This is a genomic window from Actinomyces sp. HMSC065F11 (genome assembly GCF_001813085.1).
Lineage (GTDB): Bacteria > Actinomycetota > Actinomycetes > Actinomycetales > Actinomycetaceae > Gleimia > Gleimia europaea.
In genome coordinates this window covers 2,570-18,070 of the sequence record NZ_KV811483.1, presented here as the reverse complement: position 1 = coordinate 18,070, position 15,501 = coordinate 2,570, and the positions used below count along the sequence as shown (strand labels likewise).

At 54.2% G+C, this 15,501-nt stretch carries 12 protein-coding genes; 4 read left to right on the top strand and 8 right to left on the bottom strand.

Annotation, left to right across the window (positions count from 1 at the left end; all coding sequences use genetic code 11):
- Positions 1–34: 34 nt before the first annotated feature.
- From HMPREF2891_RS07195 to HMPREF2891_RS07160, 8 genes are all read right to left on the bottom strand, one after another.
- Complete coding sequence (locus HMPREF2891_RS07195; protein WP_070664712.1) at positions 35–2,299, bottom strand: RNA degradosome polyphosphate kinase; 2,265 nt, start codon at positions 2,297–2,299, stop codon at positions 35–37.
- 41 nt (positions 2,300–2,340) lie between these two features.
- Positions 2,341–2,976: a hypothetical protein gene (locus HMPREF2891_RS07190; protein ID WP_083309324.1), complete on the bottom strand. Its 636-nt coding sequence runs from the start codon at positions 2,974–2,976 to the stop codon at positions 2,341–2,343.
- Positions 2,977–3,019: 43 nt separating this feature from the next.
- A complete protein-coding gene (locus HMPREF2891_RS07185) occupies positions 3,020–3,574 on the bottom strand; it encodes a sortase family protein (protein WP_070618410.1) in 555 nt (184 codons plus the stop codon).
- A 44-nt stretch (positions 3,575–3,618) separates the two neighbouring features.
- Positions 3,619–9,207 carry an LPXTG cell wall anchor domain-containing protein gene (locus HMPREF2891_RS07180; protein WP_070664710.1) on the bottom strand — a complete coding sequence of 1,863 codons (5,589 nt, stop codon included), beginning with the start codon at positions 9,205–9,207 and terminating at the stop codon, positions 3,619–3,621.
- A 2-nt stretch (positions 9,208–9,209) separates the two neighbouring features.
- Complete coding sequence (locus HMPREF2891_RS07175) at positions 9,210–10,184, bottom strand: Cna B-type domain-containing protein (protein ID WP_070664708.1); 975 nt, start codon at positions 10,182–10,184, stop codon at positions 9,210–9,212.
- The gene (locus tag HMPREF2891_RS07170) at positions 10,168–10,980 is read right to left on the bottom strand and encodes a class C sortase (protein ID WP_186822314.1); all 813 of its coding nucleotides are present in this window, start codon (positions 10,978–10,980) and stop codon (positions 10,168–10,170) included. The genes HMPREF2891_RS07175 and HMPREF2891_RS07170 overlap by 17 nt, the downstream gene beginning before the upstream one ends.
- Positions 10,981–11,113: 133 nt before the next feature.
- Positions 11,114–12,739 (bottom strand): isopeptide-forming domain-containing fimbrial protein, encoded by a 1,626-nt coding sequence (locus tag HMPREF2891_RS07165; protein WP_070664706.1) that lies wholly within the window; start codon positions 12,737–12,739, stop codon positions 11,114–11,116.
- A gap of 97 nt (positions 12,740–12,836) precedes the next feature.
- Positions 12,837–13,343, bottom strand: a complete 507-nt coding sequence (locus HMPREF2891_RS07160; protein ID WP_070664704.1) for a hypothetical protein — start codon at positions 13,341–13,343, stop codon at positions 12,837–12,839.
- A 126-nt stretch (positions 13,344–13,469) separates the two neighbouring features.
- Between HMPREF2891_RS07160 and HMPREF2891_RS07155 the strand changes: the two genes are divergently transcribed.
- From HMPREF2891_RS07155 to HMPREF2891_RS07140, 4 genes are all read left to right on the top strand, one after another.
- Entirely contained in the window at positions 13,470–13,706 is a 237-nt protein-coding gene (locus HMPREF2891_RS07155) for a type II toxin-antitoxin system RelB family antitoxin (RefSeq protein WP_070664740.1), read from the top strand.
- Positions 13,707–13,884: 178 nt separating this feature from the next.
- Entirely contained in the window at positions 13,885–14,121 is a 237-nt protein-coding gene (locus tag HMPREF2891_RS07150; protein WP_070664702.1) for an antitoxin VbhA family protein, read from the top strand.
- A complete protein-coding gene (locus HMPREF2891_RS07145; RefSeq protein ID WP_070618432.1) occupies positions 14,118–14,321 on the top strand; it encodes a hypothetical protein in 204 nt (67 codons plus the stop codon). Before HMPREF2891_RS07150 ends, HMPREF2891_RS07145 begins: the two co-directional genes overlap by 4 nt.
- A gap of 394 nt (positions 14,322–14,715) precedes the next feature.
- Positions 14,716–15,501 (top strand): hypothetical protein (locus HMPREF2891_RS07140; protein ID WP_070664700.1); only part of this gene is annotated, 786 nt, incomplete at its 3' end.

The following is a 15,501-nucleotide window of genomic DNA, read 5'->3' as shown; positions in this document are numbered from 1 at the left end:
ATCCTCGGGATTGGTGATAATGCGGACCTGGCCGTTAGAAAACCTTCCGGCCCTTCACCCGCGAAGAAGCGTTCTCCATCAGCACCTCTTGAATATCAGTGAGTTTGCGGCCCTTCTTACCGTGCGTGTGACGAACCCAAGAGCCATCGCCGCGCAAATGCCACGAAGTCACATCGTCAGAGGCCTCCGTGCGCAACAACTTCGACAGGTACGCAACCTGGCCCTCATCTGTGATTCGCACCAGGGCCTCCACGCGCCTATCCAAGTTGCGATGCATGAGGTCGGCCGAGCCGATCCACACCTCCTCGCTACCTTCTGGCCCGAAACAGTAGATACGCGAATGCTCCAGGTAGCGGCCCAGAATGGAGCGAACCCGAATATTTTCTGACAGATCCTTCACTCCCGCGCGGATCCCGCAAATACCGCGGACCACTAGATCGACGGGTACGCCCGCCCTCGAGGCCCGATACAATGCGTCAATCACGGCCTCGTCAACAATCGAGTTCACCTTGATTCCAATGTAGGCTTCCTCGCCGCGCTTCTTGCGCTCCATCTGTTCATCAATGCGCTCAATCAGGCCCGAGCGGATCGACATTGGGGCAACCAGCAGGCGGTGGAACGTGGTGCGCGGAGCATAACCGGACAGTTGATTGAACAAACGCGTGAGGTCCTGGCCAACTTCACGGTCACAGGTAAGCAGGCCCAGGTCCTCATATCCGCGAGCCGTCTTGGGGTGATAGTTGCCCGTGCCCACATGGCAGTAGCGGCGCAGCCCATCGGATTCTTCCCGAACAACCATGGACAGCTTGCAGTGCGTCTTCAGCCCAACCATTCCGTAAACCACGTGCACACCCGCACGTTCGAGTTTGCGCGCCCACGAAATGTTCGCTTCCTCATCGAAACGCGCCTTGATCTCTACGATAGCCACTACCTGTTTGCCGGCGTGCGCGGCATCGATTAGGGCCTTCACAATCGGGGAATCACCCGACGTGCGGTACAGGGTTTGCTTAATCGCTAAAACCTTTGGGTCGGCCGCAGCGGTAGCCACAAAATGCTGCACCGACGTTGCGAAAGAATCATACGGGTGGTGGAGTAGCACGTCGTGGTTGCGGATGGACGAGAAGATGTCCCCCGCCCTCGCAGACTCATACTCCGCCAACCCCTTCGGCGTTACCGGCACGTACTTGGGGTACTTCAAATGCGGCAAATCCAAATCATGCAGGTCGTTAAGCGCCATCAGATCAAGCGGCTCTGGCAAGCGCAACACATCCTGCTCTGAAATCTCCAACCGGTCGATTAAGAAATCCAGCACCGTCTGCGATATGTCCTCCGCCACCTCCAGGCGCACCACCGGACCAAAACGACGCCGCAGCAGCTCTTGCTCCATCGCGGTTAACAGGTTCTCCGCGTCATCCTCTTCGACTTCCAAATCCTCATTACGAGTCACGCGGAACGTGTGCGACTCCAGCACCTTCATGCCGGGGAATAGCGTATCCAAATGCGCGGCTATTACCTCTTCGAGGGGAACAAAGTTTGTGCCGGCCTTCGTGGCGGCGAGGTCTTCCGTAGCTACGCCCTCAAAATCTGGCATAACGGACTCGACATTAACGAGGCGTGGCAGCGACTGCGGCACCTTAACCCGCGCGAAATACGTCTTATCGGTGGCTTCGTTTAGAACCACCACGGCAAGGTTAAGAGACAGGCCCGAAATGTATGGGAACGGGTGCGAGGGGTCCACTGCGAGCGGCGTCAACACGGGGAAAACCCGCTTTTGGAAGTATTTCGACAATGCGTCTTGCTGCGCGGAATCGAGTTCGCTCCACGAACGCAAATGCAGGCCTTCTTCATGGAGGAGGGGCAGGAGGTCCTCATGGAACGACTTCACCTGGCGGGATGTAAGCTCACGCGTCAACTGCATGATACCGTCCAGGATCTGACGCGGGGTCAGCCCCGACGCTGCGACCTTTGCGATGCCCGCCGCAATGCGGCGCTTCAAACCGGCAACGCGCACCATGTAAAACTCGTCTAAGTTCGACGAAAAAATGGTTGAAAACCAAGCGCGCTCAAGTAGTGGGAGTTCGGTGTCTTCGGACTGTTCGAGGACGCGGCGGTTGAAGTTCATCCACGAAAGTTCGCGGTCTGCAAACCTCTCTTTTGGTAGCTCATCTACGGCTTCTGGAGCCTTCTTTTTGACGAGCAGGAACATGTCCTTTTGCTCCGCAGATGCGAAAGGCGCACCAGCCTGGTCCGTGTTTTCAAGGGCCTGCGGCTGTCCGCTGGGCGAAATGTTTTCAGCCATCGTTTCTCGGTCTCACTTTTCTATTCAAAGCCCAAGGGGCATCAGATTAGCCGGCCATTTTCCGATCTTATCGCCGCTTCATCCAGTTCTTTAGCGGTTTCAATCAGGGCGCGAGCACGACGGGTCACCATATTCGCGAGCCTGTCTTTATCTGTGCGAATCCAGGTGGTGCCAAACGTTGCGCCCGATGCGAGGATCCTCATCACCAGGGCCGCGTCGCGCAAGAGCTTAGACAAATCTGCACATCCGGCTCCCGTCATCAGCTCATTCAGTCGTTCAAAGAACTCGGCGTCGTCCGGCGTTTGCGGCCGCGGGTCTGCGTCATCAACTCCTGCAGTGAACGGCGCGTTTAGGCCCTCCACGAACCTCTCGTGAACCTTGATTGAGTCGCGCTGATACCACTCGTTCAACAAATACAGACGCCACAGCGCGCCGGGGAGCGTGAACGCCGGGCTACGTTCCCACAGGTCAGAAACTATGTCCACACCCTCTTCTTGGATTGCCGCAACCAGTTTCTGCACCGCGTTGTCACCAAACTCGTCATCAGCGAGGCCCAGCAGGGCGCGCGCCGACGTCATTGCTACCAAAGCCGCGGCTGCCGGATCTGAATCACCTTCGATCTTCTCAGCGTCCTCAAAACTGAGCATTGCGGGACGGTGGAACCTTGGCTGACTCATTGAACTCATCTCCTAACACTTGCAGTCTAAATTATGTGCGGAGTTATTCGCTGACCACCGCGGTGGCGCGGATGATTTCAAACTGCACGCCAGACAGTGAAGGGGTGTACAGCGTGAGGTCCCAGTCATCCCCGCTACTAAGCTTTGAAGCATCTGCGGCAGGAATGGATTCTGCGGTGAGCACCCGGTAGCTGTACTGTTCGCCGGTAACAGCAGTAAACCTAATTTGAGCACCGTCTTGCAGGGATGTAAGGCCGCTAAAGCCCGGCAAATAGCTCGATACCCCTACTATTAGGGTTCCATTGTTTGCAGCGCCGGCATACACCCCAGGAAATTTAGCCGTTTTGTCCATTGCACTTAGCACTGGGAAGTCACGGCCAAAATCCGAAATAGTCAGCACACCAACCACGTCTTGCCCGCGCACATTCAACCCGGGCATGGCAGGATCGTTTTCTTTATTAACCACTGCGGGTTTAGGGTCGGGCATGATCTTCAGAGTTTGCTCCGCCAGAGCGCGCGAGTTGCTCGCGCCTGGCGACGCGAGCAACCACACAAGTGCCCCTACGGCCACCCCAACTATCAGCAGGCCGAGAGCCATTAAAACTCTGCCTCTTTTTCGGCCCTTCGGTTTCATACTAATCGTTAAGAGCGCCTACGTAGCGCGAGCCCACCTAGTGCCACAGCCATGGTCAGCGCACCGAGCAAATACACCACGTACACACCAACGCCACCAGTTTTTGGTAGCTCAGTTGCAGCTGGTCCAAGGACCTTTACCCCCACCTTCAAGGGGATAGATGAAAGGTTCAGATCACTACCTGGCGCCTGGTAGTTGTAGCCGAACGTTGACCACGCTATCTCGTCAGGATTAACTTCAGCGGGCTTGGCAACATTCGCGTCAAAAGACAGTGCCAGAGTTGATTCCCCACCGAACGAGAAATCTGAATCCTGAGCCGTTTCGTTTAGCACTAGACGGATCGATCTTGAATTCTTAGTGGGTGTAGTACTCCAGTTGGCAGTTGGATTACCAGCCCAATCTGCAGCCGTGAACGCTTCCGGTTCCTGCTGATCTGAGTACTCGATTCGGTAAGCACTTGCCGGTAGTACCTTGCGGGTGCCGTCCTTGCTAACTACCTCAACTTTCAAGTTCAGATTGTCAGCAAAGCGGACCGCGAACTCAGAGTTTCTCTCCGGAGCGGAAGGGAACGTGTAGTTATCGCCCACATACGGCAGGTTAGAAATCATCGTGATCCGCTTAACCGGGTCCGGCTTGTTGTTCTTAACTTCCATCGAGTAGCGGAAGGTCGAGGACGCGTCTTTCAGCGTAATGTAATTCGGCGAGGAGGTAGACGTCGCGACATTCGCAGGATCCGAGACCTCTTCCACCCGTTCGATAGAAGACGTAAACGCATCGCCGCCAATCGGAATCGTGGCTTCAGCCTTGATCGTCTTCAGCCCCTTGGCAGTGTGATTGCTTCCAGTGTTGCCACTCCAGTTAGCGTTGTAGAAGTCGTCAGCGAGCTTCAAGTCAATCTCGGTGTTCTCACCTCTCTTGACTTGCTTTGGATCATAATCTTGCCGATCCAACAAAGTGAAGAAAGCAGTATTAAAAGCAGCTGGATAGTCGCCAGATTGCTTTGGATTCTTCGTGGAAAACTCCATAGTCAGCGACTCACTCGATTTTATGGGCACGCCGCCTACGGAGTATCCCAGGGACGCGATTTTCGGAGAATCCTTGTCGGCACGCAAGTCAAACCTGATGCGACCATCGGAAGTAGATGTCAGCGACAGGTGGAAGATAGCTTGCTGGCCTCTTCGCGACATTATCGCCACCGGATCACCGTTAACTACAAGTTTCTTCGGTCCCACGCTATAAGCCAGATTCGCAGCCCTAATTTCGACGGCAGTAGGCTTACCATCTTGCACAGTCCAATCACCGAATGTGAAAAGCGCATTGCTACTTCCGTCAGTGAAGCGTGTACCACCCACCGAAAGCTTGACCTCGCCCGTAGGTAGATAGTTCGGATCCCAAAGGTCTGAAACTACGTAACCCTCGATGGTCTCCTTGGCGTCGTTGTACGCAGAGATATTCCAGTGCAAGGTATCGGCGTAAGCCGCGTGGGTGGGATCCGCAGTTCGTTCTCCGCCCGTGGAAGTCTTAGCCACAATAGATTTTTCGATACCCGGAACTGGCTTGTCTCGCATCAAGCTGACGTTAGAAGCCAGCCACTGCTCGGTGCCCGGCTTAGGTGAGAAGCCCTTATCTGAAGCCTTTTCGTTATCCAAAATGAGACGCTTACCGTCATTTAGAACCTGGTCACCCTGTTCAACAGACTTGATGGAGGTGTCCGGATTAACGTCCACACCCTGCCCGGTCACATCGTCATAAGGCATTGCCACATTATTTACAACAAAATCCTCTGGAGCGTTCGGGCCAATCAGCACTATATAGGAAAATGCGAGCAACTCATTTGGATTCAAATAGAACTGTTGCCTCTCCTCGTCATATGCGAGGTTCCCCTTCTGCCCATCATCTCCATTGGATACCTTGAAAGTAATCTTCGAAGGGTTGGTGACATCTGCTAGTGCAGTAATAGTAGCGTTCTTCGGCTCCGCGCCAGCAACGGCGATGGGAACGTCAGAGCTCTTGGCTTGCCAGGTGCGGAAATTATCCACGTTTGCAAGCCAACCGGAGCCGCCTGAGTTATAAAAACCGTGCCCTTGAGTAAACTCATCTGTGGTTGGGTAGAACGCTCTATACGTCACGCCCTTGGGGAGCATGTCCTGAATATCGTTCAAATACAGGCGCGAATCTCCGTCATTGAATAGCGACACGTAATACAGCGCGTAAGGTCCGTTAAATGACCGTTTTCCTTCAGGATCTGTTGTCGAACGAGAATACACGGTGCGCGCGGTGCTATCGGAATTTGGGTCCAGCATAATTCGCGGCCCATAACCGCCGCCGCCATCTGCAAAACTGTAGGAGCCAGAGCCAAGGTCAAAATTACCCGTACCTAGCACGCCCTTTTGTAGCGCGGCGTTAGCAGGTTTCCCATCCTCACCAGCTTTGGTGACAAAGTGGCTGACGCCATCGTTCATAGTCTTTACATGCCAATTGTTGTACAAAGTGTCTTTCAAATACTTAGAGACATAAGCTTCGCCGTCATCAGCATCAGGGAACTTCAACGTGATATAGGCGTAAACCTCGCCCTTCACGCTCAGTTTGAAATCTTCACCCCACACTATGTACTGCTGCGTGTCATCCCCGTCATTAGCACCATTCGGAGGAGTTTGGGAAACGCTCCAGTTCTGCCCGCCCTGCACCGAAGTTCCAACGGGGAACTCCACGCTAATGTCTTCCTTTGTCCACGGCCTGCCCGGCAACGACTTGGGTAGCGCGTCGTAAACGTCAGCGTTGGTGAAGTCGATCGCAGTGTCCCGAGAGTTCGCTACCGAGACGCGGTAGGTGACTGATTCCCCTGGGCGGACCGGACTTTGTTTAACTAGCTCGTCCTCGCCGGGCGTATCGCCCCGCTTCGTGACGATGTTCTTGGTCACGTACTGACGTGAAATCGGGTGAGAGGTCTTTGCGCTCGGCGGTTTACTGTTGCCTGCCGTGTTAATCACGTAGTGCTGTTCATTATCAGACGGATCTAGCTCATCAACCAGCGTCGAATAGTGAGCGGTAACAACCGCGCCTGGACTGTACTTCGCAGGGTCTACGTACCATTGGATTCGCGTTGATTCATTGCCGACCTCAACGTGATCTGCAATGAATTCGTGCACTATATCCGTCTTATGCGGAGGAGTTTCCACCAGTTCAAACGTGACGTTTTTGTATGTGCCGGGCTTATCCAGCACGTAGTAGTCAACCTTTTTAATAGTTTTAGTTTCCAGCCCAAGACCTTTTAGGTCCGGGTTTTTCTCGATTTTAGCGAGCAACTTGTGAGGCCCCGACAGCTCGTCGATGAGCGGCATAATAAAGCCTTCTGGAGAGCCGGTGGCCAATTGCACTCGAATCGAATAGTCGATCTTCTGGCCAGAGTTAACTTCCTCGTTATCGGCCGGGTCAGAGATTTTGCCGATCTTTGCCTCCGGCATCGCTTTGAACGTGGAGTTACTTGGCGTGTCCCCAAAATATGCCGTGTTCTTTACATCTTCACCCGAATCGTTTTGGATCGGATCGCCAAAAATGTAGGTGTCTTTCACCGTGGCGTTAAACGAGAGTTTCAGCTCATTGCCACCGTAAATCTTGCCATCGGGCACCGCCCAAGAAAGCGAGTATGCGGTGTTTTTCCTTACTGCAAAAGCGGCCAGCTTGCTCTCAATTTCGGCAGCCGAAAGTGTTTCTTCCGCACCATTTCCCACCTTGAACGTGATGGAATTGCCGGCACGTTTTATCTGCACGGTGGTTGGGTCGGCAGTACACGCCGGGTTGTAAGATGGCGAAAGACCCGCCTCTTCGCCAGAGGCCACCTTAACGTTAAGCTTTGCATCACACGGCACGATATTTGAGATGGTGATCGACAAGCCAGAAGATTCGGGCTTTCCCAGCACCTGCCGAACTTGCGCCGGTGTCATGTAAAGGGTGGTGGGTAAATCGTCCTTCACTGTCGCAAGATCCAACGGGCCCGAACCAACATTCTTGGCGCTTAGTGTGAAGGGAACGGCCTGGCCGCGCAGGTAAATCTCTGTTTTTCCGTCACCCGCAGTCTTTACAAACTCACCCTTGCCTGGCTCTACCTTGACCGGCGTTGTTACTTCCGCATTGGTTGTCTTCGGATCGGTATGCGTGTAATGCGCCGTCATTCCAACCCCGTTGCTCACGTCAACGGATCCACCCTCAGGAAGTTTCTTGGCCACAAGCAAATCGTCAGCGAAACGCAGGTACAGGCTTCTGGTTGCAGTGTTCTTATTTCGATACCAAGACAGTGTCAGGGTGCGGCCGTCGTCACTGAGTTTGCCAGTCACGTGCCTGTATTCAGGCTGCGGGACAGCCCAACCGATATCCACCTGATCTAGCCCAAATCCGTGAATGCCGAAAATCGGCGTTTTCTTGCCGTTGATGCTAGGGGCGAAAACGAGGTCATTAACGTAGCCGTCTCGCGTCCACCCGTCCAAGCCATCATAAGACATAAGTCCACCACGGCTGCTACTGTTCAGCCCGTCTCTGATCCCCTTAATATAGTCAGGATTGATTTCGAAGCCGTCGGGCACGGTGAACGTCTCTTCCACCTTGATCTTCTGGAACGGATCCTGACCTACCCCACCGGTAGGCAAAGTGGGGGAATCCTGAGCCTTTTCAAGGTAGAGCCTGTACCTCAAATTATGTAGCTCATAAACGCCCTTTTCTGCGTTGTAAGCGATGGCTGGCTCTGACGCTGCTGGCCACGCACGAGAATAATTACCCGAAGTATTCTGGCTCTTAACAGCCTGATACTCTGGCCGCACCGTGTCCCACTTCGCTGCGTGGACACCACAACCAGGATCAACCGCCGTCTTGCCTGCAGCCTCTGCCTGCTCCGTTGTGAGCTGCGCGCCCCAGATGCGGGCCGTGCCACCCGGCGATGCCGGGGAGTCGTACTTCGTTTCTAGATCTACAGAGAAAGCCTCACCGATCTTCGAGCCGGGGACCTCAATGTAATAGGTGTTCTCCGCGCCCTCCGCCTTGCGGAAATAATAGGGGTTTACCTGGTTTTCGCTGTTCTGGTAATACGGCTCATCACGCACTTCCAGTTTCGAGCCATTTACCAGGGCGTAACCGTCCTTATTCGAAAACTCGAGGTAAATGCGGTGTTGCACGTTTTCTGCGGCAGCGGTGTTCGAAATACCGATGTGTTGCTTAAATGTCTCGCCCGTATAACGCTGCGCAACACTATCGACCACATTGGGATCCTTTTGCGTTACGGCCTGCGCGATTTCGATCTGCAAGTCACCAACCACCTGCGGGTTGACAGTGGTCTCATTCTTATCCGCCGGGCACTGCCCAGCAGCCCCCGCATCTGGGTTTGGCTCCCCCACCGGCTGATCAGCAGCAGCGGTGTCCTCGCTAATGGAAAGCTCGGTGGGCTCCTCGGGTTGATTATCGGGTTCAACCGTCTGGGATTCCACCTCAGGCGCAGCTGGGTCAGCATAACTGGTAGCGGGCATAACAAACATGACGCCCAGGAGAGCAATGACGCTCACCAATGCGACAAGAATGCGTGTTCTGGCGGCTTCAACACCTCTAAACATGGCTACGCCCTCTCATTTCTTCCGCGCATGCGCCCTGCACCTACAAGCACCAAACCGGTTAAGAACAAAACGATGGCTACACCGCCAATTTTCCCGTCAATACCCGTTTTTGACAGTGGGCCCTTTGGCTTCGGATTCTCAGGTTCGGGAGCAATGTTTGTCAGCGTGAAAACGTGATTATCCACGGCAGTTCTGACCTCGTAAGACCCGTTCAGCTTCTCAGCTACCGACCAGCGGCGGTCTCCCGTCTCGTCCTGCCACTCGAAAGTCCAATCATTCTGCGCGCTTAGTGTTACACGCTCAAAAAGCTTTCCGTCAGCCAAAACGTCCACCTGGATCGAAGTTGGCCTGCGATCCTTCACCGGCTCATCCTGCCAAAGCTTGACCAAACGGTACTTCGTTGGCTCTACCTTCTGCGGCTCCAGCTTTGGCGCGACTACCACGTCGTAATCGAGCTCCCCCTCGCTGCCCTTTTGTGGGAGCGAGAAAATCGCTGGCGACGCCACGTACCTATATGCCCCCTGCTTCACGGGAGCTGCCGTCATCAAATAAACGCCTACCTGCAAATCCTGCATACGGACCTGCCCCGCAGAATCGGAGGTGGCCTGCGCCGTTGGAGCCACACCGTCCCTCTCCAGCAGATACTGCAACGTAAGCGTGGCGCTAGCTGCCACATCAGGATCGCTCGGCTCGGTCGCATCAGTCAACGACTTCCAACCAATAGCCGTGGCGTAAGAATCATCCAATACGAAAGGCAAACCCGGGGCCATCTCAGCGATCCGGTACAGGCGGACCTCCACGCCGGGCAGCGGCTGGTTATCCACCGCGTGGAACAGAGCCGACACCGAACCCAGGCGGTCTGCCTCAACATTTTCAAAATCTAAAACATCGGGCCTTGAATCAGCGTGAGCCGGAACCAACGAAAACGCCAGCGCAATCGACAACCAAAGCGCTAATAGGCTACTTTTCGTCCGCATGGTTACTTTCCTTCCCCATGTGCCTGGGCGCATACACACTTCGCGTCCGGCGCAACACCACAACAAGCCCCACCACAAAAATAGGAACAGCTACAAAAGCTGCCACCAACACCGGGTCTACCCGCACAGCATCCGCCGCGATAGACCCCACCGCCGACAACTCAGTTCGCTCACCAGTAACCAGCAGCCTATGAGTATTAATCCCATACGGGGTGCAGGTAACCAGCGTCACCAAATCTCGATCAGCCTCGAGCTGCAGAGCACCAACTTCCGTTGGTAACACCTCAACGATGTCGCTCACGCGATACGCCAGCTCTCGGTTACCCGTTCGGATCACAAAAATGTCACCCGACTTTAGCTTGTCTAGATCCGTAAAGAGCTTGCTTGAAGGCAAACCCCTATGGCCTGTCAGTACCGAACGGGTTCCAACTCCACCAATCGGTAGCGACGTACCCGGGATATGGCCGACACCTGCCTGCAACACGGCCTCGTCAGTGGTGTGGTAAATCGGCAGATTAACTCCCAACGAAGGAATCTGGATTGTTCCCATCACCGACGTGCCCGTGAAGTTCAGCATCCGCAGATACTGATCCATCTGCGAAGCAGGTAGCCTACCCGGCTCATAAACAAGCGCATCGTTGTACGCTTCCGCCTCATCCAAAAGACGTTCCACCTCAGTGGTGTCCAGTTTTGACACGGCTTCCTCATAACTAACTACCGTAGCCTTTTGCCTCTGATGGTTATAAAAGTTAGCCACCGGCGGGTAGAGGAAAACCAGCAAGCCAAAAATAAACAAGGCGATTAACGCTATGTCTGAAAAACTGCGACGTCCCTTTTTCGTGCGCGTTGTTCCCGCCGGCGGCTTAGTTTGCCGGCGGGAACGTCCGCGCGTTGAAAGGGTCAATCTAATCGCCCGTTACGGCTGGTATCTACGCCTTCTTGCGATTACGTAGAACGAAACCACCCGCAGCAGCAACCATCGCGGTTACGCCAACGATCGTAAAGATTGTGGTACCAATGCCACCCGTCTCCGGAAGCGTTGAACCCTTCGAGTTCTTAATCTGGAGCGTCGAGAAGGTGCCGTCTGCTGGAGACGCATCGGCCTTCTCACCAAGCTTTAGCTCCGTAACAGCAGGCTTCTGGCCCTCCTTAGCTTCAACCTTGGCAGTCAGCTTAATCGACGTGTACTTCGCGTCTCCAGAAGGAAGGTTGTAGCCAGTCGGGGCCTTGGTCTCTTCCAAGTAGTACTGCACGTCAGCATCAAGACCCTCAACGGAGAATTGGCCGCCATTGGGAACAGTAATTGTGGTGCCAGCATTAAGCTCAGCCCAGCCGGTAATCTTGCCGTTGCTGATCGTGGCAGCCTTGGTCTTGTCAGCGTTCACCAAACGGAACTCAGCGCCCTCAAGCTTAGTCTCAGGCTTGTCTGCGTCTACCTTCTCAGAATCAACCTTGTAGGTGAAAACGAAAACTTCCTTGTCAGGCGTTTTACCAGTAGGCTCGCCCTCATCGTCAGATGCACTCTTCGAGTACTCAACGTGCACCTTGTTAGGCTGCGGCTTACCAGCTTCAGACTTCTCGTTCAGCTTCGCGGTATAACGAACGGTGATCGTGGAGTCAGCAGTTACGCCCGGAACATCTTTCAGGTTGGCAAAATCAATACGGATACGCGTTCCGTCCTGGTAATCACCAGCATCGGCGATCTTTTCCGAAGTGACCGTGTATTTGCCCGCATCGACCTTAGTGGCGCCAACGTAAACCTCTACCGAATCAGCGTTGAAGTCGAATCCCTTTGAAAGCTCATCGACAAAAGCGTACTTGTAAGTCTTGTAGTCTGCGAGGTTCTTCGAAACTGTTCCCGTGAGAAGGAACGGTACGTCTGCGCCAATCTCATAGTTAGCCGTCACATCATAAGCGGTTTCACCATCATTAACCTTGCTTGCGTCGATTCCGGTAGTTTCCTGAACCTTCTTATCCGAAGTAGGAACAGAAGACTTCGATGCAACCTCAACCGGGCCAACAACCTGCAAGATCGGAGTAGTCAAAGCGGCGGCGTTGGTGTCCGTATCCACAACTACGTAGTAGCCGGGGGCAACTTTGCCGGTTTTGTAAGTAAAGGGAGCCGCATCACCGGATTTAGTGAAATCAGCTTTAGTATCGCTTAGGTTCTTAGAGACCAGCTTTGCAAACGCAAGAGCCGTATCGCTATCTGCCTTCTCTAAAGCCTTTGCGACATCGGCTGCTGAAGAGCCTGCAGTAACGCCATCAAGAAGATTCGCGCCAGCCACAGCGGCCAAGAGCTCGGTGGACTTAACACCGGTACCCCACTCGATGTTCGACAGCACCTTCTTGCCGTCAACATCAGCTAGGTCACCCTTGAAGACCTGGTACGCACCGTAAGTGTGATCGCCTTCCTGGCTGGTCACAGTGATTGTGGGATCATCCGCAGCTTTCGCTAAGCCCGGGAAAGATACCGCCAACAAAAGGGCAAGTACCGTGGCAAACGCGACCGCGACTGCACGTACTCCCCTCTGCACGGAGATTTGTCGAGACATGAAATTTCCTTCTTTAGTTCGAAAGACGTGCAGTTCGCACCTTTGCAGGTTATCAAATTATTTTAAGACGTAGGACTCATTGCCTAGACGTAGAGGCTCAAATTCTTCCCCAACTCCGCACAGGCCACACTTGCAACACCACGCGGCCAACAAAATCCTCGCCCGCCACCTCGTGCAATGCGGAAGTATTGCCCTGACCGATCACAACCAGCACGCCCCCCTCGGGCACCGTTGACGGAAACGAAACCTCGGAGCGAGCTAAATCTTCAGGCGTTAACGCAGCTGGGGACTCAATACCGTTTACCGCCAGATGACCGTTATCGAGCACATCTACCTCATCGCCGGAAATGGCGATAGCTGAGCGGACCAGTATGCGGTTTCCGTGGAAGAACGCGACCGTGTCACCCCGACCAAAATCCACATGATGCGCGGCAACCAACACGTCATCCTTCTCAAACCCGTTTCCCGTGCCGCGGACCTGGAGAACAGTTACAAAAAACGTGGACAGAATGATTGCCAAAGCGCTCAATACCAGCGCCACCTCCGCAACCCGGAGGAACACTCGGGTGATCCGAGCTAGCGAATCCCATTTTCTATCTGGCATCACGCCGCCTTAGAACTAACCAGCAACACGCAAAAACAACTGCCCGCCCGCATTCTATTATGAGCGGCTGGATTCCTGCGCCGTTTGTGCCTGGATATGCTAACGTCCTACTGCATACTTGTTTATATGAGTAGCGATGTTCTTAGTTTGCGCTTGCCGAAAGACACGAAAAAGCGCCTCGACAGCCTCAGCGCTCAAACTCGACGCCCCGCCTCCGTTTACGTTCGCGAGGCGCTCGAAAAATACCTGGATGACCTAGAGGACTACTACCTGGCTGCAGAAGAGCTAGACGCAATCCGCGCCGGCAAGTCGAAGACCTACTCGCTTGAAGAAGTGAAGGCTGACCTTGGCCTGGACGATTAGAATCTCGAAGGACACGCTAAAGGAACTAGCGAGACGTAAGACGATGGGAAAACAGCTGTGGGGAAGAGTTCTACATTGGACAAGCCAAACAGTGCTCACACCCGCACCCGCGCATAGCTGACACCCAGTGAGCATTGCACGCCCCTGTGGTACAAGTTGGATAGATATGGGAGGCATTATGCGCACTTTTGACATTGAGCAACGCCAGCCTGAATTATTCCAAAACCTTGATGATCAACAGCGACTCGGCGTGCGCAATACGCTTGCGGCATTGTGGCATGAAGGATTCGAGCTGACCAGAGAAGATGTCGAAAACCTTACCAACTACGCCGCGGGCATTATTGACGCTAACGAATACAGGGCTAGAGCACACGCAACGGCGGGCGCACACCACGGAAACGAGGAAGCATTATGAGCGTGTCAGCACAACCGCGTTTAGTAACTCAGGCCGCAGTACGCGAGGCCATAGCATTTGCAGATGCTGCGCTTGCTTTAGCTGGCCACACTGTTACTGACGCCTACATTAGAGATTTGCTCGAGCAGTGTTTATCTGGACAAATCAGCGACGCTGAATACCTCGCCCTAGCCACCCAGCACATCGACCGCACACAGTGATCGAACAACGTTACTACTCTTGGAACGACTACTACATTCCAGGAACGACCACCCTGAAAAACAAATTCGTGACGGCAATCCACCCCTTTGGGGAGCCTGATGCGAAGAAGCCAAGAACAAAAGGGAAACCGTAGCCGTGTCGAAGTAAAGGCGCTAACACGGTTACGGACGGGGAATGTAATAAGCCTTGCTGTATACGCGGAAGCTCCTGCTTTCGCAGGGGCTTCCAACGGGTGGGCCAACCGGGAATCGAACCAGGGCCGACGGGTCTTGCAGCTATCGCTCGCTCGATTGGTGCGATGCCTGAAGTTTGGCTGAGTTACCAGGCGCGCTTCCAAGCGAGCCACTGCCGTCGATCAACTAGACTCGACACCAGCAAGTAAAGGAAAAGACCATGAGCACGAACCAGTCCAACACTCCACCAGAAGAAACAACCGAGCAAGACTTGGCGGTCAAACCGGCTTGGTATAAGCGCCCGCCCATTATTGCCGCTATCGCAGTAGCGCTAATCGCCGTGCTAGTAGCGGTTGGGTTGGCATGGAAAACCCAGGCAGATACCAAGAACGCACGCGAGCAATACCAAACAGCCCAAGCGAGCTATCAGCAAACCCTCACTGAACTAGACCAGACCAAGACGCAAGCGGCGGGCCTTATCGAACTCGCAGCGCAGCGCGCAAAAGACACGGACACTAAGGCCCTTGCCGAAGCGGTAGAAGAAGCAGACAACCTCAAAGGCATTGAGGCAAAGGATGCTTCCACGCTAGGACGGGAAAAAGCCAAGGAAGCCACAAGCGCGGTTAAGAGCGCGCAAGAGCAGGCTCAAAACGTACTCGACAAGCTCACCGCCTCGTTCAAGGACGTGCGCGAGGAAGTCGTGGGCAAAGCCGCAACTGAGTTTGACCAGGCAGTAAAGAACCTTAACGAGGCAATCGAGACGGCCGGTAAAGCTAACCGTGAAGGCGTAGAAAAAGAAGCGACCGACAAGCTTGATGCTGCGCTGAAAGAAGCTAAAGCTATCGACCAAGCCAAGCCAGAAACGCTAGAGGCCGTGGCCGACATTGAGGCCGCGTTTACTCGCGCTGACGAGGCGAGTAAGAGTGCTAAAGCCTTGAACGAAGCAACCAAGGCTGTAAATGACGCAGCGAGAGCCAAGGCAGAAGCCCAGCAGGCACAACAAGAG

Excerpts from the sequence above, each read along its gene's own strand:
- HMPREF2891_RS07195 (WP_070664712.1), bottom strand. The coding sequence starts at position 2,299 with ATGGCTGAAAACATTTCGCCCAGCGGACAGCCGCAGGCCCTTGAAAAC.
- HMPREF2891_RS07190 (WP_083309324.1), bottom strand. The coding sequence starts at position 2,976 with ATGAGTCAGCCAAGGTTCCACCGTCCCGCAATGCTCAGTTTTGAGGAC.
- HMPREF2891_RS07185 (WP_070618410.1), bottom strand. The coding sequence starts at position 3,574 with ATGGCTCTCGGCCTGCTGATAGTTGGGGTGGCCGTAGGGGCACTTGTG.
- HMPREF2891_RS07180 (WP_070664710.1), bottom strand. The coding sequence starts at position 9,207 with ATGTTTAGAGGTGTTGAAGCCGCCAGAACACGCATTCTTGTCGCATTG.
- HMPREF2891_RS07175 (WP_070664708.1), bottom strand. The coding sequence starts at position 10,184 with ATGCGGACGAAAAGTAGCCTATTAGCGCTTTGGTTGTCGATTGCGCTG.
- HMPREF2891_RS07165 (WP_070664706.1), bottom strand. The coding sequence starts at position 12,739 with ATGTCTCGACAAATCTCCGTGCAGAGGGGAGTACGTGCAGTCGCGGTC.
- HMPREF2891_RS07160 (WP_070664704.1), bottom strand. The coding sequence starts at position 13,343 with ATGCCAGATAGAAAATGGGATTCGCTAGCTCGGATCACCCGAGTGTTC.
- HMPREF2891_RS07155 (WP_070664740.1), top strand. The coding sequence starts at position 13,470 with ATGAGTAGCGATGTTCTTAGTTTGCGCTTGCCGAAAGACACGAAAAAG.
- HMPREF2891_RS07150 (WP_070664702.1), top strand. The coding sequence starts at position 13,885 with ATGCGCACTTTTGACATTGAGCAACGCCAGCCTGAATTATTCCAAAAC.
- HMPREF2891_RS07145 (WP_070618432.1), top strand. The coding sequence starts at position 14,118 with ATGAGCGTGTCAGCACAACCGCGTTTAGTAACTCAGGCCGCAGTACGC.